At 59.7% G+C, this 22407-nt stretch carries 19 protein-coding genes and 1 riboswitch; of the genes, 6 read left to right on the top strand and 13 right to left on the bottom strand.

Annotation, left to right across the window (positions count from 1 at the left end):
• Positions 1-35: 35 nt before the first annotated feature.
• Positions 36-617, top strand: coding sequence for a histidine phosphatase family protein (locus AAE029_RS32650; RefSeq protein WP_371077107.1), 582 nt, complete (start codon positions 36-38; stop codon positions 615-617).
• Positions 618-660: 43 nt separating this feature from the next.
• Here the strand turns inward: AAE029_RS32650 and AAE029_RS32645 are convergent, their stop codons facing one another.
• The 8 genes from AAE029_RS32645 to AAE029_RS32610 all read right to left on the bottom strand — a co-directional run bounded on the left by AAE029_RS32645 (position 661) and on the right by AAE029_RS32610 (position 8886).
• Complete coding sequence (locus AAE029_RS32645) at positions 661-1296, bottom strand: hypothetical protein (RefSeq protein ID WP_371077081.1); 636 nt, start codon at positions 1294-1296, stop codon at positions 661-663.
• 144 nt (positions 1297-1440) lie between these two features.
• Entirely contained in the window at positions 1441-2046 is a 606-nt protein-coding gene (locus AAE029_RS32640) for a TetR/AcrR family transcriptional regulator (protein WP_371077080.1), read from the bottom strand.
• Between the two features lie 171 nt (positions 2047-2217).
• Complete coding sequence (locus AAE029_RS32635; protein ID WP_371077079.1) at positions 2218-3777, bottom strand: hypothetical protein; 1560 nt, start codon at positions 3775-3777, stop codon at positions 2218-2220.
• Positions 3778-4368: 591 nt separating this feature from the next.
• On the bottom strand, positions 4369-4797 hold the full coding sequence (locus AAE029_RS32630; protein WP_371077078.1) for a response regulator: 429 nt from the start codon (positions 4795-4797) through the stop codon (positions 4369-4371).
• Between the two features lie 216 nt (positions 4798-5013).
• Complete coding sequence (locus AAE029_RS32625; protein WP_371077077.1) at positions 5014-6843, bottom strand: ABC-F family ATP-binding cassette domain-containing protein; 1830 nt, start codon at positions 6841-6843, stop codon at positions 5014-5016.
• A 3-nt stretch (positions 6844-6846) separates the two neighbouring features.
• The gene (locus tag AAE029_RS32620; protein WP_371077076.1) at positions 6847-7503 is read right to left on the bottom strand and encodes a thiamine diphosphokinase; all 657 of its coding nucleotides are present in this window, start codon (positions 7501-7503) and stop codon (positions 6847-6849) included.
• Between the two features lie 80 nt (positions 7504-7583).
• Positions 7584-8264 carry an OmpW family protein gene (locus AAE029_RS32615; RefSeq protein WP_371077075.1) on the bottom strand — a complete coding sequence of 227 codons (681 nt, stop codon included), beginning with the start codon at positions 8262-8264 and terminating at the stop codon, positions 7584-7586.
• A 106-nt stretch (positions 8265-8370) separates the two neighbouring features.
• On the bottom strand, positions 8371-8886 hold the full coding sequence (locus AAE029_RS32610; RefSeq protein ID WP_371077074.1) for a MarR family winged helix-turn-helix transcriptional regulator: 516 nt from the start codon (positions 8884-8886) through the stop codon (positions 8371-8373).
• Positions 8887-9020: 134 nt separating this feature from the next.
• Here AAE029_RS32610 and AAE029_RS32605 point away from each other — a divergent pair, with 134 nt between their 5' ends.
• The 5 genes from AAE029_RS32605 to AAE029_RS32585 all read left to right on the top strand — a co-directional run bounded on the left by AAE029_RS32605 (position 9021) and on the right by AAE029_RS32585 (position 15943).
• A complete protein-coding gene (locus tag AAE029_RS32605; RefSeq protein WP_371077073.1) occupies positions 9021-10562 on the top strand; it encodes an MDR family MFS transporter in 1542 nt (513 codons plus the stop codon).
• A gap of 53 nt (positions 10563-10615) precedes the next feature.
• Positions 10616-10734: riboswitch (TPP riboswitch) on the top strand.
• A 48-nt stretch (positions 10735-10782) separates the two neighbouring features.
• Positions 10783-11808 carry a thiamine ABC transporter substrate binding subunit gene (thiB, locus tag AAE029_RS32600; RefSeq protein ID WP_371077072.1) on the top strand — a complete coding sequence of 342 codons (1026 nt, stop codon included), beginning with the start codon at positions 10783-10785 and terminating at the stop codon, positions 11806-11808.
• Positions 11808-13445 (top strand): thiamine/thiamine pyrophosphate ABC transporter permease ThiP, encoded by a 1638-nt coding sequence (gene thiP, locus AAE029_RS32595; RefSeq protein ID WP_371077071.1) that lies wholly within the window; start codon positions 11808-11810, stop codon positions 13443-13445. The genes thiB and thiP overlap by 1 nt, the downstream gene beginning before the upstream one ends.
• Positions 13446-13461: 16 nt before the next feature.
• Entirely contained in the window at positions 13462-14151 is a 690-nt protein-coding gene (locus AAE029_RS32590) for an ATP-binding cassette domain-containing protein (protein WP_371077106.1), read from the top strand.
• A 361-nt stretch (positions 14152-14512) separates the two neighbouring features.
• On the top strand, positions 14513-15943 hold the full coding sequence (locus AAE029_RS32585) for a M48 family metalloprotease (protein WP_371077105.1): 1431 nt from the start codon (positions 14513-14515) through the stop codon (positions 15941-15943).
• Positions 15944-16011: 68 nt separating this feature from the next.
• Here AAE029_RS32585 and AAE029_RS32580 read toward each other — a convergent pair whose 3' ends face one another.
• The 5 genes from AAE029_RS32580 to AAE029_RS32560 form a co-directional block, all read right to left on the bottom strand.
• Complete coding sequence (locus AAE029_RS32580; RefSeq protein ID WP_371077070.1) at positions 16012-16875, bottom strand: RNA polymerase factor sigma-32; 864 nt, start codon at positions 16873-16875, stop codon at positions 16012-16014.
• Positions 16876-17256: 381 nt separating this feature from the next.
• Positions 17257-17826 carry a CarD family transcriptional regulator gene (locus tag AAE029_RS32575; protein WP_371077069.1) on the bottom strand — a complete coding sequence of 190 codons (570 nt, stop codon included), beginning with the start codon at positions 17824-17826 and terminating at the stop codon, positions 17257-17259.
• A gap of 388 nt (positions 17827-18214) precedes the next feature.
• A complete protein-coding gene (fdxA, locus tag AAE029_RS32570; protein ID WP_371077068.1) occupies positions 18215-18553 on the bottom strand; it encodes a ferredoxin FdxA in 339 nt (112 codons plus the stop codon).
• 204 nt (positions 18554-18757) lie between these two features.
• Positions 18758-19162 carry an RNA-binding S4 domain-containing protein gene (locus AAE029_RS32565; RefSeq protein WP_371077104.1) on the bottom strand — a complete coding sequence of 135 codons (405 nt, stop codon included), beginning with the start codon at positions 19160-19162 and terminating at the stop codon, positions 18758-18760.
• Positions 19163-22240, bottom strand: coding sequence for a helicase-related protein (locus AAE029_RS32560; protein ID WP_371077067.1), 3078 nt, complete (start codon positions 22238-22240; stop codon positions 19163-19165).
• Positions 22241-22407 lie beyond the last annotated feature (167 nt).

The raw sequence follows: 22407 nt of genomic DNA, 5'->3' as shown, positions 1-22407 counted from the left end.
CCGATCAACTGCGGCTCTATTCGAAAGGCATGCAGATGAGCAGTGTAGTTCCTGAAATCTACCTGGTACGACACGGCGAAACGGAATGGAGCGCGTCCGGAAAGCATACCGGCCGAACCGACATCCCCTTGACGACCGCTGGCGAAGAAGCCGCCCGTCGGCTTGCCGACCGCCTGCGCGACCTTTCCTTTTCCGAGGTATGGTCGAGCCCTTCCCAGCGCGCGATGAACACCTGCGCCCTTGCCGGGTTCGGCGCGACGCGCATTGTCAAGGCGGATCTCGCAGAATGGGACTATGGCGCCTATGAAGGAGTGACAACGAAGCAGATCCTTGCCCAACGTCCCGGATGGCGTCTTTTTCGGGATGGATGTCCGGAGGGCGAGATGGCATCGGACGTTGGATCGAGGGCGGATCGGATCGTCAGCGAACTGCGTGCCGTCGGCGCGCCGGTGCTTATCTTTTCAAGTTCCCACTTCCTGCGGGTCCTTGCGGCACGCTGGCTCGGCTTGCCGCCGGAAAATGGCGCGCACTTCGTCCTGGATACGACCAGCATCAGTGTCCTTGGTTATGAACACGACCTGACCGAGCCGGTCATCCGAAGGTGGAATCAAAAATAGCGGGCTCGCTGCCCGTTAACGCATCTCGTTAGCTTCGTCCCATTCACATCGGCGGAACGATACCATTCGTGCCGACGGCGACCTGCGAGGCCGAAATCGCGCCATCAGCTGCACGTTCGGCGATGATGAAGACGGCAGCACCCGGCTTCAGGTCAGTCGCGGTCGCCGGCGCGAAGGTGACGATCGGCGTGTTGTCAGGGATCGAGATGGTCTTTTCCTGCCCGTGATAGGTGAGCGTGATGGTATGTCCGTCGACTGCCTTGACCGCATTGGCAACCGTGGCATTTGTCATCGAGCTGTTCGGTTTCAGATCCCAGGGGCGGCTTCCCTCGCCCGTGCCCTTCATGGCCGCCGGAAAGATCAGGACCTCCAGCGCGCTGTCACCGCCGCCAGATTTCGGCAGGGATGCAACGCCGACGAAATCACCGGGCTTGATGTCCTCGACCGAGGCTTTTTTGACTCCGCTGACCTTCCAGCCGGATTTGAGGGCGACCTTGGCATCGGTGCCCTCACGGGTCTTAACCAGAAGCTGATCGCCGTCGAGGCTCTCGATGGTGCCGCGCACGCGGATGCGCTCGGCGGCCGCATTCTGTGCCCAGGCACTCTGAAATGCGCCTAAGATGATGACGGCGCCGGTGGCCAATGCGACGATAGTCCTTGAATAACCAATTGCAGACATATCTCTTTCCTCGCTGAGCTCCGGGAATTCCGAAGGGTCGCCGCCAAATCTATGCCCCGCCCGCAAGCCTGACGAATCAAGGAAAAGTGAGAGATGACGGCGCTGGCAATTCCGCCGCCCGAGGTCAGCGGCTGTCGCCGCCGCTTAACCAAGCGCCAGCAGGCCTCGAAGATGCTGCTCGATGGCCTGCCCCCATTTGCCAGGGGTAACCGCATCGGGGTCGACGCCCCGTTGGAGAGCGAGACCCATGCTGAGGCCGATCAAAGCCGTGGCGAGATCGACCGGCGCGCCTGGAAGCGAGCGGCCGGACCGCTCGAAAAGTGCGGCGATGAGCTCCGCCATTGCCTGGCGCTGCTGCGCATAGAGAGCATTGCATTCCTGCACATAGGGCGAGCCACGGCCAACCTGCGTCAGGAATTCCGCCGCGACAAGAGTGATGTCCAGCACCTCGACATGGTTCGTGTAGTGCCGGCGCAGGCTGACAAGCAATTCCTCGGGATCGCTGACATTTTGAAGCAGATCCCGCAATCCGGTGAGATCGCTTTCGAACTTCTGCTTGAGCAGTGCAATGAACAGCGCCTCCTTGCTGGCAAAATTCGAATAAATGGCCCCCTTCGAATAGCCGGCATCCTCCGCGACTTTGTCGACACTGGCACGGACATAACCTTCCTGCAGAAAAATACGTCTGCCGGCATCCAGCAGACGCTCGCGCGTCAAGGCCTGGCTTTCCGTTCGAGTTAATCGGGGCATCGGCGGCAGTCTCCGGCAGTTTTCGATATCCGATATGGCCCCCTAAAGTTCTAGTTGACAACCGTTAGGATATCAATTCTATCAAAATCTGAATTCCATTGGTATCCAACTTTAATCCTAAAGTCAGAAATGCCAAATGAATCTAAGACGCGTCGTCACGCAGCCTTCCAGCTATTTATCGAGAATGTTCATCGCGTCTCGCAGCGATTTCAGCCGTGGCGGCGATGCCTCCTCTTGCCAGTAACGCGTATGCGTGAACGAATGGGACTGTCCGTCAATATCGGCGAGGTCAATGTCATCGATCGCGGGGCCAAAAGTAGGCCCGAGGGGACCGCTGATGAGGTCTCCTTGATAGACATAGCGACTGCGGTCATGAATATTCGTCCAGCGCACGACAGCGAACGGGGCGCCGTGATGTAGTGACCACAGCGCCGAGTCTTTCGAGTTGGGAAACGAGAGAAGACGAGAGTTTGCCTCCGGCGTTTCAATGGGGAAGCCGCCCAACTTCTTAGCCATGCCAAGCGTTCTCGGCTCAAGTTCTTCCCTGAATGGAGGTGACGTCGGCAATTCGCGCTGCCGCTGTCGCGACAAAAGATCCGGCCAATCTCGGGCCAACAGGAATTCCGCGTGCGTTAAGGGACTTCCCAATGTGAGAAAGTCGCTGATCAGCCAATTGGCAGATGGTTTGTCCGGGTCCCGCATGGTGCGACGCAGCTCGGCTTGCGCATGACGAAAGCTCGCGAATTCTTCGCTCGCTCGAATGGTCGCGCACTGTTCGAGTGTCAGCCGAACGGGCGCAGCGGATCCCTGCGTCTTGGCAATAAGAGCATCAAATGCAGCGGCCGCCATTTCGAGCTTCTGAAGTGCAGCAAACGAAGCGGAATTCGTCTGAAAGGTTCTGGCTTCTTCTCGCTCGGCCCAGAAATAGGAGATGACGTCGTATGCCAGAATGGTGCCGAGGCTATGCGCCACAATGATCACCCGATCATATTTGTCGTCCTTGTGAAGAGCACGCAGGAGCTCGAGGCCGCGCTCCCGCACGGCGGCTCTTGCGGCAATATTGTCGGGTTGAGCCCTCGTGTAGCGCACCACACGCCCGAACGACTTCGTCGCCATTGTGTGGATCGTTGCGGTAAGAGCGGCTACAGCCATTAGCACCACCGGTCGCACCCAATCCGGTGCTACTTTGCTCCAGATCGACGCCGGAAGGATGGTGACCAATGCGAGGCCCACTGCCAGGGCGGATAGAAACCAAAGACAATACCAGGCGGAACGCACCGTCTCTGGAACTTTCGAAAATGGTCGGAACAGCAGATAGCGCACCCATGAAACAAACTGCTCCCAGGTGGATCCCGTAGTGAGGTCAGCCCAATAAAGTTCGTAAAAATCAGTGCGCACGCCGTTTGGATAGTTCCCGCCCTCGGCGGTCTTACGAGTGGTCAATCGACGCAGTTCCAAGGACCCGGTTTTCTGGTCGGGCTTGCTCCAGATCTCGTCGGCGTCGTCGATTTTCGTCGACAAAGGTATCTCGCCTCGCCATACGGTCCGGGCAAATCCCTTGATCGTGTCCATTGGGATCTGCTCGCCCATGCCGTGAACGAGGATTATCGCCTGCCGGCCCGCGCGCTGCCCTTGCCGCGCTCGCTTGGTCAAAGGCGCTTCACCGTCCTCCGACCCCGCTTGTTCCGTCGAGAGGGCGTTCTGACCTGCAATTGATGCTTCGTCACCCATGGCCGGACCCGCGCGCTTACGTCAATGATATGAGTTGCTTGGCGATTCCTTCGCGGTATTTCTTTATTGAATCATATTTCGACCTGCGCGCGATTGCGAGTCAATTGGTGAATTGAAGTATTGAAGGGCCTTCTGCTCGCGCACGGCCGGTTGGTGGGGTGGGAGTACTGTGCTTTTTTGATCATGCCAGACGGGGCGACTTTATCCGCGCTCGCTTCTGGAGAGCAAGGAAGATCGAGGTGCAGACGAGGACAACCGCTACACGGCCAGCGTCGAAGCCTATTTGGCACTCTACAGGAATGAATGATCAGCGCTTTGCCGAAAACCTGTGGGAATGCGACGAACCACTTGTAATAAATCGATTTATGATACACTCTATTCGAAATTGCGAATATTAGACATGAGTCGGGCATCTCCTCTGTCTGACGAGACGAATAAAGCGGCGGACCTCCGGCGGCATGCGCTGAAAGAATGGGAGACTTCGACGATCAAGAGAGGGTTCATCGTCGATTTCGGTTCTCCCTTTGACATCAGCCATGCCGCCGGACCGCGCAGCGGCCGGCAAGGCACTGGCTAACAATTCCCTTGAGTCTAGGTCCGGAAAACCTGCATCCCGGCAGGTGTCGCAGCATATGCTCCGGTCATGTATCCGATCGCATATTTCAGGATTTGCTCGACTGTTCGCGGCAGCACGGGCTTTCTGACCACGCCAAGAATCCCTTTGACGCCGTCCCGAACAGCCTCCGGATTGGCAGTCATGAAAATGACAGCCAGCCCATATTTTTCTGCCAGGATCCGTCCAATCGACGGCCCCGTGGCGCCATCTGCAAGATTGACGTCCACGAGCGCGATATCCGCAGAAGGCGCAAGCGCGATGGCTCTATCCGTGCTCGTGGCAATCCCGGCAACGGCGAGCCCTGCACTTTCGACCATGCCCTCGATGTCGAGTGCAATCAGCGGCTCATCCTCAACGATCAGCACCTTATGATTCATGTCCCTATCCTTCAGCCAAAGACGCATTACCTATGTTCGGCATGAGGTATCCCTGTTTGCTTTTCTCCGCCCTGAACGATCAAAAACGTTCGGCCGGTATTTCAGCAGAAACAGATCATCGGCGGAAATGTTCCACCGCGGGACAAACAATTTTTTATTAACTATTTGTTAATTATAACAGTTTCCGCCTGCAGGGCTGTTGTTCATGCATGCCGTCGCCGCAAAAGCGCTGTGCGACATACGTTAGCCCTCCAGTTCCTCGCGCAGCATTTCAAGCTCCAGCCATTCTTCTTCCATCTTGGCCAGCGTTTCGCGCAGCTTTTCCATTTCCGCGGCAAGTTTGCTGAAGGCGGCGGGATCCCTGGTAAAGAGACTGGGATCGGCCATCTTTTCCTCGCGCTTGGCGATCTCGGATTCCGCTTTCTCCATCTCCTTCGGCAGGTTTTCCAACGCGAATTTCTGCTTGTAGGAAAGCTTCCCCCTCCCTTTGGATATATCGCCCGCGACAGCGCTGCTCTCGGCGGCCTTCGGCTTTTCGGCAGCCCTCTCGGCTTTCCTGCGCTCCTCGATCGCGCCCTTTCGCTGGGCGAGCATGTCGGAATAGCCGCCTGCATATTCGATCCAGCGTCCGTCGGGAGCCTCTGGATTGGCCGGCGCGATGGTCGAGGTCACGGTGCGATCGAGAAAGTCGCGATCGTGGCTGACGAGAATGACGGTCCCGGCAAAGCCGGCAACGATTTCCTGCAGGAGATCGAGCGTCTCGATGTCAAGATCGTTGGTCGGTTCGTCGAGGATGAGCAGGTTTGTCGGGCGCGACAGGATGCGGGCGAGCATCAGTCGCGCGCGCTCGCCGCCGGAAAGATTCTTGATTGGGGTGCGCGCCTGCTCCGGCTGAAACAGGAAATCCTTCATGTAACCCGTCACATGCCGCTGTTCGCCGTTAACGAGCAGGTTTTCGCCACGACCATCCGTCAAGTAGTGGGCGAGTGTCTCTTCCGGATTGAGATCCTCGCGCTTCTGATCGAGGGTTGCGATCTCGAGATTGGTACCGAGCTTGACGGTGCCGCTGTCGGGGGCAAGCTGGCCGGTCAGCATCTTCAAGAGCGTCGTCTTGCCGGCACCGTTCGGGCCAACGAGACCGATGCAATCGCCGCGATGGACGCGGATCGAGAAGGGCGCGACAATCGGACGGCCGTCGAAGGACTTGGTGATCTTCTCCGCCTCGATCACCAGCTTGCCGGATTCCTGCGCATCCGAAGCAGCCGCCTGCACCGTCCCCTGCGGCCCCTTATGCCCACGATAGCGCGAGCGCATGTCCTGCAGCTCGCCAAGGCGGCGCATGTTGCGCTTACGCCGGGCAGTGACGCCGTAGCGCAGCCAATGCTCTTCCCGTTCGATCGCCTTGCCGAGCTTGTGCTGCTCCAGTTCCTCCGCCTCGAGCACCTGATCGCGCCAGGCCTCGAAATGGGCGAAGCCGCGGTCGAGCCGTCGCGAAGTCCCGCGATCGAGCCAGACGGTCGCGTTCGAGACCTTTTCGAGAAAACGGCGGTCATGCGAAATCAGGACAAGGGCGCTCCGCGTCTTCTGCAACTCCCCTTCCAGCCATTCGATCGTCGGCAGATCGAGATGGTTGGTCGGCTCGTCCAGGAGCAGGATATCCGGTTCCGGCGCGAGAACCCGGGCAAGTGCTATCCGGCGTGCCTCGCCGCCGGAAAGGTTCCTGGGGTCCTCCTCACCGGTCAGCCCCAGATGCGAAAGCAGATAGGTGACGCGATAGGGATCGTCACCGGGACCCAGACCTGCCTCGGCATAGGCCTGAACCGTTCGGAATCCGGCGAAATCCGGTGCCTGTTCGAGATAGCGCACCGTCGCTGCCGGATGACGGAAGACCTCTCCCGACTGCGCCTCGACGAGGCCGGCAGCAATTTTCAGCAATGTCGATTTGCCCGAGCCGTTGCGTCCGACAAGGCAGATCCTGTCCCCCGGCTCCACCTGCAACCCGGCACCGGCAAGCAGAGGCGCGCCGCCGAAGCTCAGGAAGATATCGTCGAGTTTCAGAATAGGGGGTGCCAAGGATCAGACTCCGGAAAGATCATAGGGCCGGGCGAGAATGATCGCGCGGCCGCTTTGAAGCGAAAAGCGCACAGGGCCTTCCGCCACGTTGGAAATGGTGCGCGACGAGCCGAAGGGCAAATGGAAATTTTCCAGAGGATAGCGAGCATTCCGAATGGAGAGGCCACGAAGGTCGCCGAACCCCGATACAGAAAACAGACTGCCCGCCGGCAGATCGATCTCGACCTCGCCCCTCAGAAGCGGCACCGCCTCCTCGTCGCCGGACGTGAGCAGCACATTGAGCCCCCGACTGGCAAGGCTGACGCCGTAAATGAGATGATGGAGCGCGTGATCGGAGCGCGCTCCCCCTAAGGCACCGGCGAGAATCAGCCGTTTTGCGCCGCGCTCCAGGGCTGCCGAGACGGCGATTTCCCCATCGGTCGCCGCTTTCGCCATAGGATAGGGCTGCCTTGGTACTTCGGGAAAGGCGCCGTCGAGATCGGTCGGTGTCGAATCGAAGTCGCCAACCCAAAGCTCCGGAGTCACGTCGAGCCCGAGCGCATGGCGCATGCCTCCGTCAGCCGCAATGATACGGCTGTCCCTGACGGCAGCATGCACTCGGTCCGTCAGGCGCAATTCGCCTCCGAGGAGGATGGTGAAGGTGGATCGGCTCATGGGCATTGCCCATAGCGCAAAGCGGGGGGTAAGGGAAAGGGGCGTTCCTGCGGCAGATCGGAACGCCCTTCTTGAGATGATGACGATCAGAAGCGATAGGTGACGCCCGCGCCGATCAGCCACGGATCGAGCTTGGCCTTCCCGTTCAGCTCGGCGCCGCCGACGCTGACGTCGAATTTTGGCTGCAGGAAGATCTTCTTCACGTCGACGTTGACGCCCCAATGCTCGTCGAGCATGTAGTCGAAGCCCGCTTGCACGGCCAGGCCGAACCTGTTCTTCACGTCCAGATCGTTGGCATCCTTGGCCGATTGATTGTAGAAAATCGTGTAGTTCACGCCGGCGCCGACATAGGGCTTGAAGGCCCCGAAGTCGGTAAAATGATACTGCAGGGTCAGTGTTGGCGGCAAAAGCCAGGTTTTGCCGACATTGAGCCCGGCGAGCGAGCCTTCGCCATGGATCTTGGCAAAGGTCGTTCCGAGAATGAGCTCTGCCGCAATGTTGTCGGTGAAGAAATAGGAGAAATCAATTTCGGGAACGACCGTATCCGAATGGGAGAGGTCGGAGCCCGGAACGCCGCCGACAGAGCCGGAATCGCGCGTTATCACACCAAGAGCCCGCAAGCGGACCTGCCATGGACTGTGTTCTGCGACGGCTGCCTCGGGTGAGGCCGGGGCTGGCCCGAGGTCTGCGGCCAGTGCGGGCTGCGCGAAAATTGCCAACACCGCTGCAGTGAGGATGCCTTCCAGCTTTGCCGGATGACGTTTCATGATTCTCTCCTTGCTTGTCGATCGGGGAGAGAACTAAGGGAACGTCACAAGGAAGCGTTTGAGCGAGATCAAAGGATGCCGGAATATTCCTCTGACTATTTCATTGTCAGCCGGGCATATCCTTGTCGCGCTTTGCGAAGACCTGTTCATATCCGCCGATGAACCTGTCGAAGAGAACGGCAAAGGCTTCGATATCCTCCGCTGGCCAGTCGGCGAGAATATCGTTGATCAGCGACAGTTTCTGCGCCTGTATCTCCGAGAGCAGGCGCTGGCCGAGCGCAGTTATGACCACGACGATGCGGCGTGCATCCGCCTGCGAGGCCTTGCGACGCAGCACGCCGCGTCCGACCATGTCGGCCGTGATACGGCTTGCGCGCGAGGGATCAATGCGCAGCATTTCGGCGATCGTCCCAACGGTGACTTCGCCCGAAGGCTGAGCACGACGGACGGCGTCAAGTACATCAAGGTGCGAGAGTTCGAGCCCCGGCGCCACGCTCTGGATAGCCAGGCGACCGATCAATCGCCGCCCGGTCATCAGGCGCATACGGGTCATCGTCTGGCCGATCCGGATGATACCGTCTTCCTCGACCTGTGCGGCAGCTTGCATTTCGCGTGCAGTCATCGCTTCTGTCATAATTTAATCATATCAGAACTGTCGCGAATTTTAAATATGCAAAAAGCAATCAGTTGCCATTGACAAATATATGCCAATAGCACATAAAAAAGCGCACTCCGAAAGATTGGGCATTTATTTCCATGGATATGCAAACTGCGCAGGCGCCGCTTGTGACGGATCATCGTCGCCGGCTCATCCTCTTCCTCTTCCTGATGCTCGCAATGTTCATGGCGACGCTGGACAATCAGATCGTGTCGACGGCGTTGCCGACGATCGTCGGCGAGTTCGGTCATCTGGAACGCTTTGGCTGGATTGGTTCGGCTTACCTTTTGTCGCTGAGCGCCGTTATGCCGGTCTATGGAAAGCTCGGCGACCTCTTCGGCCGCAAATATGTGATGATGGCCTCAATTGCGATCTTCACGGTCGGCTCGGCCGTCTGTGGGCTCGCGGTCTCGATGAACACGCTGATTGCCGCGCGCGTTCTGCAGGGACTTGGCGGCGGCGGCATTCTCGTTTCGATCTTCTCCGTCAATGCCGACCTCTTCGAGCCGCGCGAACGCGCGCGCTACCAGAGCTATTCCAGTCTCGTGATGATGGCATCGGGCGCCATCGGCCCGGTTCTCGGTGGCACGATGAGCGATCTCTTCGGCTGGCGCTCGATCTTCCTCGTCAACATCCCGATCGGCATTGTCGTGCTCTCCGGTCTTGCCCTCATGCTGCCTTACCGCAAGCCGCACCGCCGACCGAAGATCGACTATGCCGGGGCGATCCTGCTGGCGATGACCACGACCAGCGTCGTGCTGGCAGCCGATAGCACGGAATTGTTCGGATCGCTCCTTTCGGTTCGAAGCCTGGCCATCATTGGCTTCGGCATTCTCTGCGCCATCGCCTGGGTTTTCGTCGAGCGTCGTGCGCCCGAGCCGATCGTGCCGCTGCCGCTGTTTCGCAATTCCACCTTCACCCTGCTTCTCATCATGTCTGTAATGAGCGGTGGTATCGCGATCGGAATGGTCAATTATTTCGCGCTCTTCCTGCAGACGACGACCGAACTTTCTCCGTCCATGGCCGGCCTGCTCTTTATCTTGCTGACCGGTGGCCTTGTCTGCGGATCGCTCTCTGCGGGACGCATCATTTCGGTAACCGGGCGCTACAAGCCTTTCGCGATTGCCAGCCTGACCTGCAGCGCGATCGCATTCGCCTTGCTGTCACAGGTCCATGCCGGCACGCCGGTAATATTCATCGGCGCACTGATGCTGTTGCACGGGATCGGCATCGGCCTTGCCCAGCAGGTGCCCGTCATCGGTGTCCAGAACGCCGCCGCCAGTCGCGATGTCGGCGCGGCGACCGGCTCCGTGACCTTATCGCGCATGGCGGGCGCTTCCATCGCGATTTCAATTTACGGCGCGATCATCGCAACCAATCTCGCAAGCATCGGCACCTCCATCCCAGGCGTGAGTAACATCGAGCAGGTGACGCCGAAGATGCTGGCAGCCTTGCCGGAGGCAACCCGCCAGGCTGTGGCCGACGGTTACGCTGCCGCCTTCTCTCCGCTCTTCATGACTTCATGCGGCATCGCGCTCATCGGCCTGATCGCGGCGTTGATGCTGAAACCCGTCCAGCTCCCACGCGCCAGCGAGGTCAGGAAGGCGGATAATGCCGCCGCTGCACAGGCTGCGGAATAAGCAGGCCAGTAACACCTCCCTTGCCATCGCCATTGCGCGAGGCTAAATCTCCAGACGCTCTAACGGGGTGCCCCATGTTCTCGCGGACATGGGGCTGAGAGGCTTCCCATGAAGCCAACCCGCGGAACCTGATCCGGTTAAGACCGGCGGAGGGATTAGACGACTGACATTCGACAGCGCCCTTTTCCCGTTCAACACGAAACCGATGGAGGAGGCGCCGATGCCCACCCGCTTATTCAAGACGACATTTGCCGGTATCCTGCTTACCGCAGGCATTGCCCTTTTTTCTGCCGAGGCACAGGCCGCGGACAAGACGCTGACCATATATACCTATGAGAGCTTCACGTCCGAATGGGGTCCCGGACCCAAGGTGAAGGCCGCTTTCGAGAAAACCTGCGGCTGCAGCATCAATTTCGTCAGCGTGGCGGATGGTGTGGCGCTGCTGTCGCGCCTCAAACTGGAAGGCGCTGGCACCAAGGCCGACATCGTGCTCGGTCTCGATACCAATCTGATCACCGAAGCGAAGGAAACCGGCCTTTTCGATACAAGCGGCATCGATACCGCCACCCTCGAAGTGCCGGGCGGTTTCAAGGATGATGTTTTCGTGCCCTATGATTACGGCCACTTCGCCGTCATCTACGATACCCAGGCGATCAAGGATCCGCCCGCGAGCATGAAGGATCTCGTCGAGGGCGATCCTTCGCAGAAGATCGTCATCGAGGATCCGCGCACTTCGACCCCTGGGCTCGGCCTGTTGCTCTGGGTGAAATCCGTCTACGGCGACAAGGCTCCGGAGGCATGGGCAAAGTTCAGGAAACGGGTCCTGACCGTGACACCTGGCTGGTCGGAGGCCTATGGCCTCTTCACCAAGGGCGAAGCGCCGATGGTGCTCTCCTATACCACGTCGCCCGCCTATCACATGGTTGCCGAGAATAGCGATCGCTATCAGGCGGCCGCCTTCTCGGAGGGACATTATATCCAGATAGAGGTGGCCGGCCTTCTGAAGAACGCGCCGGAGAAGGACCTCGCGCGCGACTTCCTGAAATTCATGGTCACGCCCGGCTTCCAAGATGCGATTCCGACGAACAACTGGATGATGCCTGTCTCGGCCACCTCCGAGCCCCTGCCGGACGCCTTTCATAAGCTCGTCAATCCGGCCAAGACCTTTCTGATGAGCCCGGACGAGGTTGCACGCAACCGCAAGGCCTGGATCGACGAGTGGCTGGTTGCCATGAGCATGAATTGATGATTCTGACCCCAGCCGAAAGGAAAGGTGCTTTTGCCGGCGGGACACTCAGTCTCGCCGTCATCTTCTTCTTCATCGGTCTCGCGGCAGCAGCCCTTGTGATGGAAGGTGGCGCTTCCGCCGCTTACGACATTCTGTTCGATCCCTACATCCTGCGGGTGCTACGCTTTACGCTTTTGCAAGCGGTTCTGTCCACGCTCCTGTCCGTCTTGCTCGCCATCCCTCTCGCCCGGGCGCTCGCCCGTCAGCCCCGCTTTCCGGGAAGGCTATGGATTGTCCGCCTCATGGCCTTGCCCATGGGCCTGCCGGTCCTGATCGGCGCGCTCGGACTTATCGGCATTTGGGGGCGGCAGGGCGCCCTCAACGCGGTGCTTGCATATCTCGGTCTGTCCGAACCCGTCAGCATCTACGGACTTACCGGCATCCTGCTTGCGCATGTCTTCTTCAACCTTCCGCTCGCCTGCCGCCTGCTGCTTGCCGGACTGGAGCGCGTACCCTCCGAATACTGGCTGATGGCCAGCGGGCTCGGCATGCGGTCCTTCGCGATCTTCCGCTTCATCGAATGGCCGGCATTGCGACCGCTCATTCCCGGCATCGCCGGGCTGATCTTCATGCTCTGCGCGACGAGCTTCACCCTTGTGCTCATCCTCGGCGGCGGCCCGGCGGCGACGACCATCGAAGTGGCCATCTACCAGTCGCTGCGATTCGATTTCGATCCCGGCCGGGCGATCTCGCTTTCCTTGCTGCAGATCGCCGTCACGGCCGTCATCCTCGCCCTGATGGCCCGTTTCCTCGCCCCCGATGAGCCCGGTTTGACGATGGGACGGGCAATAAGGCGCCTTGATGGCCGGTCGGCATCTGCACGCTTGACTGACACCGCACTGCTTGCCGTTGTGCTCCTCTTCATCGGCCTGCCGCTTACTTCGGTGATTGCCGCGGGTATCAGGGCCGACCTCATCAAGCTGCTCGGCGAAAGCCAGTTCTGGCGGGCGGCGGCAACAAGCCTTGCGATCTCCTTCGCAGCTGCGCTGATGTCGCTTGCGGTTTCCATCGCCATGATCCGCGCCAAGCACGCGATTGCGGTCGGACGACAGACCGGCGGTATCGGACGGGCTTTTACCCTATCGCTGTCAGCCGCGTCCTCGGTGGTGCTGCTGGTGCCGCCGGTCGTGCTTGCCACCGGCTGGTTCATGATGCTCAGACCTTTCGGCGACGTCACCCGCTATGCGCCCGTCCTGATTGTCTGCATCAACATGCTGATGGCCCTTCCCTTCGTCATGCGCGTGCTCGAACCGGCCTATTCGATCCACCGCCGGCGGACCGAACGGCTTGCCGCAAGCCTCGGCATTGCAGGCCTTTCGAGGATGCGGCTGGTGGATTGGCCGGGTTTGAGAAAGGCGCTTTTTACCGCGCTCTCCTTTGCCATGGCACTTTCGCTCGGTGATCTTGGCGCCGTCGCGCTGTTCGGATCGGATTCGCTTGTGACACTTCCCTGGCTGATCTATAGCCGCATGGGCAGTTACCGCACCGGTGACGCCGACGGGCTGGCGCTGATCCTCGGCATCATCTGCCTGCTGCTGACGATCGCAGGCACCGCCGGACAGGCAAGACAGGAGGAAGAGGGTGAGAACCGCTGAAAGCCGCGGCATCATCATGCGGGATGTCCGGTTGCGGCTCGGGACACATTGCTTCCGTTTCGATTGCGATCTGCCTTCAGGTGGCGTTATCGCCGTAACCGGCCCCTCCGGTTCCGGAAAATCTACTTTTCTCAATCTGTTAGCCGGCTTTGAAACTCCCGATGAAGGCGAGATTCTGCTGATGGGCGAGAATGTCACCGCGTGGCATCCTGCGCAAAGGCCGGCGTCACTCGTCTTCCAGGACAACAATCTTTTCGCCCATCTCGATCTCTTCACCAATATCGGCCTCGGCATCAACCCTTCGATGCACCTTTCGTCGGCGGACCGGGAGAGCATCCAGCAAGCCCTTGCCCGGGTCGGTCTCAAAGGTTTTGAGCGGCGCATTCCCACCACCCTTTCCGGCGGCGAGCGGCAGCGGGCAGCCTTCGCCCGCGCCCTCGTCCGGCAAAGACCGGTGTTGATGCTCGACGAACCTTTTGCCGCGCTCGATCCCGGGCTGCGCTCCGGCATGGTCGAGCTGCTGCTGGAACTTCATAGGGAAAAGCGCAATACGGTCCTCATCGTCTCCCATGATCCGGGCGAAGTGCGCCGCCTTGCGGACCACGCCCTTTTCATCGAGGCAGGTGAGATCAGGCTTTCGGCTCCGATTGAGGAGTTCATCGCACGTCCCGATATCGCCTCTCTTGCCCTATTTCTGCGCGGATGAAGGAAATTGCGGCAGTTGGACGGAATTTTCGCCATAATTTGGTTGTTGCCAGAGAGGCCAATTGTGCGACGCCATGCTTGCTAAAGTGCAACGGCGCTACAATTAATTAGAGAATCGCTATGCAACTGATACGGAAATCGGCTAGAGCAGGCTGATTTATCCGCGGAGAATTGGGAGCAGAAGCGGGGACAGGCAAAACTGATCACGGCGGCGGCCGGCGCAAGCGGGCACTGGACCGGAACCGATGCAGATGGATGGAAAGAACAGACTGGACAAGATGACAGCCTCGCGACTTTCCGATGCCGGTTTTTCTCGCTCTTTATCGTTCATCCCCTTCCCGCGGCTAGCAACCGCCCTGGTGATGGCGGTCGCCCTCAACGGCTGTCAATCGCTCCTCGACCAGTCCTATCAGCCGGCAGTTTCACCCTCCGCGACCCCCCAGATCGTCGATGAGGTGCAAAAGAACGATCCACGCGCGCAGATGGGCGCCCGCGAACATCCACGCATCGTTGCGAGCTATGGCGGCGAATACAAGGATGCCAGGACCGAAAGACTTGTCGCCCGCATCGCAGGCGCCTTGACCGCGGTATCGGAAAACCCGAGCCAATCCTATCGCATCACCATCCTGAATTCGCCTGCCATCAACGCCTTCGCGCTGCCGGGCGGATATCTCTATGTGACGCGCGGATTGCTGGCGCTCGCCAACGATGCTTCTGAGGTCGCTGCGGTTCTTTCCCATGAGATGGGCCATGTGACTGCGAACCACGGTATCGAGCGCCAGAAGCGGGAAGAGGCCGAAGTGATCGCCAGCCGCGTCGTGGCCGAAGTGCTTTCGAGCGACCTTGCCGGCAAGCAGGCTTTGGCCCGCGGCAAGCTCAGGCTCGCCGCCTTCTCGCGCCAGCAGGAGCTTCAAGCCGATGTGATCGGCGTGCGCATGCTCGGCGAAGCCGGTTATGATCCCTATGCGGCGGCGCGTTTTCTGGATTCCATGGCCGCCTACAGCCGATTTATGTCCGTTGATCCGGATGCCGACCAGAGCCTCGACTTTCTTTCCAGCCATCCGAACACACCGCAGCGCATCGAGCTCGCACGCGATCATGCGCGCGCCTTTGGACAGGAGGGAACGGTCGGCGACAAGGGACGGGACTATTATCTTGCCGGAATCGACGGGCTTCTCTACGGCGACAGTCCGGAAGAAGGCTATGTGCGCGGCCAGACATTCCTGCATGGCGGCCTCGGCATCCGCTTCGACGTCCCGCCGGACTTCCGCATCGACAACAAGGTCGAAGCCGTGTTGGCGACGGGACCCGGCGACATCGCGATTCGTTTCGACGGCGTTGCCGATTCTCAACGTCAGAGTCTGAGGAACTATATTTCCAGCGGCTGGGTGACCGGGCTTGATCCGTCCACCATTCGTTCGATTACCGTCAATGGCATGGAAGCCGCAACCGCGCGCGCGACCGCGGATCGCTGGGATTTCGACGTGACGGTGGTGCGCAATCAGCAGCAGATCTTCCGTTTCCTGACCGCCGTCCCCAAAGGCAGCCAGGCACTGGCGCAGACCGCGGATGTTCTGCGCGCAAGTTTCCGCCGCATGACGCCGGAAGAGGCGGCATCGCTGAAGCCGCTTCGCGTCCGTGTGGTCACAGTGCAGCCCGGCGAGAACATCACTACCCTTGCCGCACGCATGATGGGCACCGATCGCAAGCTAGACCTGTTCAAGCTGATAAACGCGCTGCCGACGGGCGCCTCGGTCCTGCCCGGCGACAAGGTCAAGATAATTTCAGAATGACAAGTGCATCGCGAGGCACAGGATGTGCTCGGGCGCAGCGTTCAAACGGACCCGCAGAAAGCTCGCACCTAAGCGTAGCTTGCCATCTGCGGATTGGCCGAAACCAGCGCGGAGCGCAGCTTTTCCATTGCGCGGCTTTCAATTTGGCGGACGCGTTCCTTGGAGATACCGAGGTCCGCGCCAAGCTCTTCTAGCGTGGCACCTTCCTCGGCAAGTCGCCGGGCCCGGATGATCTTCATCTCGCGCTCGTTCAGATGTTTCAGCGCAGAAGCGAGCCACACACGGCGTCGCTCGCCGTCGATCATATTTGAAACCTGTTCGTCCGGAAGGGGATCGTCACTGACGAGAAAGTCCATGCGCTCCGCGCTATCGGCATCGCCGGAAACCGAGGGGGCCTGTAGGGACGCGTCATTGCTTGAAAGCCGGGCATCCATGGTTTGCACATCGGCAAGGCTGACACCGAGGGCCATCGCGATTTCCTGATGGATAGACTGGACGGTAAGCTGGGTGTCGCCGCGCGCAAGCTTGGCGCGCAGCCGTCGCAGATTGAAGAAGAGTGCCTTCTGCGCCGAACTCGTTCCGCCGCGCACGATGGACCAGTTGCGCAGGATATAATCCTGGATCGAAGCCCGAATCCACCAGCTCGCATAGGTAGAGAAACGGACGTCACGCTCGGGCTCGAAGCGGGCGGCTGCCTCCAGCAGACCGACATAACCCTCCTGAACGAGATCGCTCATTGGCAGACCGAAATTGCGGAACTTGCCCGCCATGGAAATCACCAGGCGCATATGTGCCATGGCAATTTGGTTGCGAGCGCTGCGATCCTCATGATCTTTCCAGCGGATGGCGAGATCATGCTCCTCGTCGCGGGCGAGATAAGGAGCGGCCATCGCAATCTTGATCATGCGTCGATCTGCAGACACGTTCTTCATTTCGGTCTCCTTAAAAGCCTCGGCCTCGTGCCGTAAGTAGTGAAAAGGCGGCAAACATCGTTTCCGGGCATCGCTGCCCAGATCAAAATCCGAATTTTAATGCAGTCCCAGGCGGCTCTAGATTTATGGGGAGCCGGCCCTATATGTCATCTAAACAGCGCCATTACGCCGCTCTTGCCTCTTCGCCCAAAAAAGAAGGCTGGATTGACGTCGCATTACCCGCTCCTCTGGAACCTGTTTCAAATGCACAGGCCCGAAGCGGGAAGCCCCTTTCCCGCAACAAGCCCACAGATACGAAAGTGAAACGCGCGAAGGGGGAAAAAGTTCCAAAAAAAACCCGGCTCTAGGCCGGGTTTTTTTCAATGAGAATTTAGGGTTGCCTTAGGCGGCTTCGTCCTGAGAATCGTCCTCTTCGACCACTTTGCCACGCTTGGGACCCTTGTTGAGGTTGGTCTCGACAAGGCGAACAGCTTCGGTCTCGGACATCTTGTTCACGGCTGCAATTTCACGGGCCATCCGGTCCAGTGCAGCTTCATAGAGCTGACGCTCGGAATAGGATTGCTCGGGCTGGTTTTCGGCCCGGTAGAGATCGCGAACCACCTCAGCGATCGAGATAAGATCACCGGAATTGATTTTTGCATCATATTCCTGCGCACGGCGCGACCACATGGTGCGCTTGATACGTGCTTTGCCCTGGACAACCTTCAACGCGCGATCGACGAAATCCGTCTCGGAAAGCTTGCGCATGCCGATGCTCATTGCCTTGGCAACCGGAACCTTCAGACGCATCTTGTCTTTCTCGAAGTCGATGACAAAAAGTTCGAGCTTCATTCCTGCAACTTCTTGCTCTTCGATGGCCGTGATGGTACCCACGCCATGAGCGGGATACACAATCGACTCACCGGTCTTGAAACCATGGCGTGCTGAAGGCTTTTTCTGCTGGGTCGTCATACTTCTCAAAAACTCCCTGTTACGCACCCGGTACTGATACCGGGGCCGGGTCAGTCAGGCCCGGATGAGACGGCCTTTCCCGTCGGGTGACTTGGCTCTGGTCCAGCCAGACAGAAGCAAAATATTTCCATTCATCGCGATCAGGGATCCGACAGGTCAAGGCATTGATATGTCACGGAAACCGCGTGTGGATTGCTTTTACTTTCGTGATGGTTTTTGGGCATGCGTTATGCCGCAAATGGATCAGTGTCGGCAACCTATCACAAAAATATGAGGAAATCAATAATTTGCTTTGCCGCGGTCCCCCGCGGCATATCGCTTCACCCGATCCGCCATGAGGCATTTCGGGCCCCGACGGCCTCCCAAAACCCGCTTCGACGACGTCTGATCAGTCGCCGGAACCGGGATTGGAAGAGAAATATTTCTCGAACTTGCCTTCCACGCCGTCCATCTCCTTGGCTTCCGGCAGCGCATCGCGCTTGACCGTGATGTTCGGCCAGATGGAGGCGTATTCGGCATTAAGCTTCAGCCACTTGTCGAGGCCCGGCTCAGTGTCGGGCTTGATGGCTTCGGCGGGACATTCAGGTTCACAGACGCCGCAATCGATGCATTCATCGGGATGAATGACGAGAAAGTTCTCTCCTTCATAGAAACAGTCGACAGGGCAGACTTCCACGCAATCGGTATACTTGCAGCGAATGCAATTATCGGTCACGACATATGTCATGAGGGGACTCCAGGAATTTCCTCTTGAGAGGCCAGGCGACCTGGAACGTCGCCTCCCCTCGCGCCGGAGCGGACATACGGATGCGCATCGGGAACACGCACGTCCTCCGGCAAGTTGATTGTCAGGTACCGGCTTTATCGACCGATTTCAAGGATAAACAATCCAGAAATCGGCCCGCCGCGAAGAGAGTTTTCCACGGAAAGCCTATTCCTCGTCGACAATGAGCCGGTCGATTGCCCGCCGCTCCTTCTTCGTTGGCCGACCGGCCCCCCGGGCACGGATCGCCTGTTCGTAAGGAGTGAGACGTTTTGTCTCACCTGGCGGCGGCGTCAGGTCGTCATAGAGGAGCCGTGCCTCCTCGAAGGGGCCACGCCGTGTTCCCGGCAGCCGGACGATGAGCACCACGTCACGCCGCTCGAACGAGAGCTCGATCCGATCGCCCGGTTTGACGGCCTGGCTCGGCTGCGCCACTCGCTCGCCGTTGATCCTCACATGGCCGGATTGGATATGGGCCTGCGCCAGCGAGCGGGACTTCGTCATGCGGGCAAAGAACAGCCACTTGTCGATACGCTGGCGCGAACCGGTCTGTGGCTGTTTCTCCGTCATGATCTACTTCTTCATCTGCTCCTTGAGCGCCGCAAGCTTGGCGAAGGGGGAATCCGGATCGATCGGCTTCTCCTTGCGTGGCGGCTTCGCCTCGAAGCGAAGCGGCTGTGCCCCGCCGCGGTTGTTGCGGTCGTTGCGATCCTTGCGCTCGCCACGCTCCTGCCGCTCGCCGCGCTGTTCGTTTCGGTCGCTGCGATTGCCTTGATGCTGCGGTCTGCCGTCCTTGCCGCGATGCCCGCGATTGTCACGACCCTCGCGAGCGCCATCGCCCGACTGCTCGCCTTGACGCCGGTTGCCATGCTGACCTTGCCCGCCGTTGCGACGCTCGCCATGAGGACGCCCATTGCGCTGCTGCCCATTGCGCTGCTGATTGTCGCCACGACCGGCCAGGCGCCAAAGAAGAACGGGCTTCGGCTCGACAGGTTCCATTGGCCCGTCGCCGGTCGCTGCGTCCGAAGGCGCGGGCGCGGCTTCCGCGGAAGCCGGGGCGTCGGCATTCGCAGTTTCAGTAGCCGGCTCATCGCTTGCGCTGTCGGCATCGTCATGATCCGCCTTGTCTGCTGCTTCCACAGTCTCGGAAGCCGGAGCCGAGGAGGCGTCCTGCTGAGCCAGGAATGCCGCGGCATCCTCCGCCTTGATCTGATCAGCGCGGTAGCCGAGGCCCTTCAGGATCTCTTCCATATCCTCGAGCGTCGCGCCGAGAATCGAGAGCATCGCGGTCGTCGTCGTGAAGCGACGGCCGTCATAGGCGCCTTCCGGACGGGAAGCCTGACCTGGCTTCCACTGCAGCAGCGGACGGATGAGATCCGCCAGACGTTCCAGAATATCGATGCGAACCGCGCGCTTTCCGAGGAAACGGAAACCGGCGAGCTTGTAGAAGGTGCGCTCGAAGCCTGGATCGGTCACCACGGACGTCCGGCCTGCGGCAAGCACCGGGATGAGATCGCCGTAGCCGGGCTTGTCCAGCCCGTCATTCTTCAGTGCCCAGAGCAGCGTGATCAGCTCGGCCGGAGCGGGCTTCAGAAGCGCCGGCATGAAGATGTGGTAAGCCCCGAAACGTACGCCATAGCGGCGCATGGAAGCGCGCGCATCCTGATCCAGCGACTTCACCTCTTCCGTAACGTCGCGACGGAAGAGCACGCCGAGATTTTCGACGAGCTGGAAGGCAAGGCCCTTGGCAAGCCCCTGCAGATCCTCGGCGCGGGAAAGGTCGTCCAAGGGCTTCAGGACGGTGCTGATATGATGGTTGGCAAATCGCTCGATACGAGCGGCAACATGATCGCGTGCATTGCCGGTCAATTGCTCATCGGCAAGCAGGATCACGCGCGGACGCATGATGTGATCGCTGCCCGACAGGCGCGCAACAGGATCGCCCAGCCAACGGATGAGACCATCGGCGCTCACCGCGAGATCACTGTTACCGGCGGCGTGCAAACGAGCAGCGCGTGCTTCGAACTCGAGAGCGAGCGCCTTCTGGGCGGCCGTCTGCACGGCCTTGGCGTCCGGTCCCTCCGCACCCGAGACAGGTGTAAACCGAAACCCGGTCAACTGCCCCACATGATGCCCCTCTACAAAGACATCACCATTCACACTGATTTCAGCTTCCAGCATCGCATTCTCTCTTAGGCGCTTCATGAGCACAGATGTCCTGCGATCAACAAAGCGTTTCGTCAACCGTTCATGTAACGCATCGGACAATCGATCTTCGATTTCCCGCGTCTTTTCCTGCCAGTGTGTCGGATCGGCAAGCCAGTTTGGCCGGTTCGACACATAGGTCCACGTCCTTATCTGCGCGATTCGCGCCGAAAGCGTGTCAATCTCGCCATCGGTTCTGTCTGCACGATGACATTGTTCGGCGAGGAAGTCTTCATTCACCGTGCCATAGCGCACGAGATCGGAAAAGAGGGTGGAGATGAGATCGGCGTGTTGGGCCGGCGTTATTCGGCGATAGTCCGGCAGCGCACATGCTTCCCAGAGCTTCTCCACTCGGGCAGGCGTGTCAGCAAGGTCAATGATTTCCGGGTATCGGGAGAGATGTTCCAGCGCCTGCTGATCGACCGCAGGAAGCGCGCGAGTCAATCCCGCCACGCGCGGCGCCGCTTCCAGGCTCGCCTTCAATGCCGCGATGGACGAAAAATCGAGCTCCTTCGTGCGCCACTGCAAGACCTTCACATTGTCGAACTCATGGGCCTCGATACGCCGCACCAGTTCGTCGTCGAAGGGATCGACCTGTCCGGTGACACCGAACGTACCATCCTTCAGATAGCGCCCGGCGCGGCCTGCAACCTGTCCGATCTCACCGGGATTGAGGTTGCGGAACTGGTACCCGTCGAACTTGCGGTCCTGCGCGAAGGCGACGTGATCGACATCGAGGTTGAGCCCCATGCCGATAGCATCGGTCGCAACCAGATACTCGACATCGCCTGCCTGATAGAGTGCCACCTGGGCATTGCGGGTACGCGGACTGAGCGCTCCGAGCACAACCGCCGCCCCGCCGCGCTGTCGCCGAATGAGCTCGGCAATGGCATAGACCTCGTCGGCGGAAAAGGCGACGATCGCCGAACGCTGCGGCAGCCGCGTTATTTTTTTCTGGCCCGCGTAGAAGAGCTGCGACAGGCGTGGCCGCTCCAGAACGGTGATCCCTGGCAGCAGGTGCTCGAGGATCGGCCGCATGGTGCCGGCGCCGAGCAACAATGTCTCGTCCCGGCCGCGCAAATGCAGGATCCGGTCTGTAAAGATGTGGCCGCGCTCCAGATCGCCGGCAAGCTGCACCTCGTCGATCGCCACGAAGGAGGCCCGCGTTTCCCGCGGCATCGCCTCGACTGTGCAGACGGAAAAGCGTGCATTCGGCGGGGAGATCTTTTCCTCTCCCGTCACCAGCGCCACATGCTGTGCGCCGACCTTCTCGACGACGCGTGTATAGACCTCTCGCGCAAGCAGCCGCAGCGGCAGACCGATTACGCCTGTGCCGTGCGCAACCATGCGCGCGATGGCATAATGCGTCTTCCCGGTATTGGTCGGTCCGAGCACCGCGGTCACGCCGCGTCCGCTCAGGATCGTGGGCTGCGAAGTCAGGGTCATGGGTCCGTCAAAGGTGAGCGCAGGACGCGCTCAGGTCAAGTGAGCTCTCCGGTGAAGCAGAGAACACATGGCCAGCCCGCCGCGCAAACGCAAGAGCTGAATGGAAAAAAGACTGGCGAGTGGACAAGGAATTCTGCACATCCATAGCCGTCCCGTGCCATTGATTA

The sequence above is a fragment of the Sinorhizobium sp. CB7 genome (genome assembly GCF_041357635.1).
Classification (GTDB): Bacteria; Pseudomonadota; Alphaproteobacteria; order Rhizobiales; family Rhizobiaceae; genus Rhizobium.
Note: the sequence above shows the minus strand (reverse complement) of the source record. Positions and strands in the feature narration are given on the sequence as shown.

What these genes read in the sequence shown, in the direction of transcription:
- AAE029_RS32635 (WP_371077079.1), bottom strand. Translation starts at nt 3,777, where the DNA reads ATGGGTGACGAAGCATCAATTGCAGGTCAGAACGCCCTCTCGACGGAA.
- AAE029_RS32605 (WP_371077073.1), top strand. Translation starts at nt 9,021, where the DNA reads ATGGATATGCAAACTGCGCAGGCGCCGCTTGTGACGGATCATCGTCGC.
- AAE029_RS32590 (WP_371077106.1), top strand. Translation starts at nt 13,462, where the DNA reads ATGCGGGATGTCCGGTTGCGGCTCGGGACACATTGCTTCCGTTTCGAT.
- AAE029_RS32580 (WP_371077070.1), bottom strand. Translation starts at nt 16,875, where the DNA reads ATGAAGAACGTGTCTGCAGATCGACGCATGATCAAGATTGCGATGGCC.
- AAE029_RS32615 (WP_371077075.1), bottom strand. Translation starts at nt 8,264, where the DNA reads ATGAAACGTCATCCGGCAAAGCTGGAAGGCATCCTCACTGCAGCGGTG.
- AAE029_RS32645 (WP_371077081.1), bottom strand. Translation starts at nt 1,296, where the DNA reads ATGTCTGCAATTGGTTATTCAAGGACTATCGTCGCATTGGCCACCGGC.
- AAE029_RS32640 (WP_371077080.1), bottom strand. Translation starts at nt 2,046, where the DNA reads ATGCCCCGATTAACTCGAACGGAAAGCCAGGCCTTGACGCGCGAGCGT.
- fdxA (WP_371077068.1), bottom strand. Translation starts at nt 18,553, where the DNA reads ATGACATATGTCGTGACCGATAATTGCATTCGCTGCAAGTATACCGAT.
- AAE029_RS32620 (WP_371077076.1), bottom strand. Translation starts at nt 7,503, where the DNA reads ATGCCCATGAGCCGATCCACCTTCACCATCCTCCTCGGAGGCGAATTG.
- AAE029_RS32560 (WP_371077067.1), bottom strand. Translation starts at nt 22,240, where the DNA reads ATGACCCTGACTTCGCAGCCCACGATCCTGAGCGGACGCGGCGTGACC.
- thiP (WP_371077071.1), top strand. Translation starts at nt 11,808, where the DNA reads ATGATTCTGACCCCAGCCGAAAGGAAAGGTGCTTTTGCCGGCGGGACA.
- AAE029_RS32650 (WP_371077107.1), top strand. Translation starts at nt 36, where the DNA reads ATGAGCAGTGTAGTTCCTGAAATCTACCTGGTACGACACGGCGAAACG.
- AAE029_RS32585 (WP_371077105.1), top strand. Translation starts at nt 14,513, where the DNA reads ATGGCGGTCGCCCTCAACGGCTGTCAATCGCTCCTCGACCAGTCCTAT.
- AAE029_RS32630 (WP_371077078.1), bottom strand. Translation starts at nt 4,797, where the DNA reads ATGCGTCTTTGGCTGAAGGATAGGGACATGAATCATAAGGTGCTGATC.
- thiB (WP_371077072.1), top strand. Translation starts at nt 10,783, where the DNA reads ATGCCCACCCGCTTATTCAAGACGACATTTGCCGGTATCCTGCTTACC.
- AAE029_RS32575 (WP_371077069.1), bottom strand. Translation starts at nt 17,826, where the DNA reads ATGACGACCCAGCAGAAAAAGCCTTCAGCACGCCATGGTTTCAAGACC.
- AAE029_RS32610 (WP_371077074.1), bottom strand. Translation starts at nt 8,886, where the DNA reads ATGACTGCACGCGAAATGCAAGCTGCCGCACAGGTCGAGGAAGACGGT.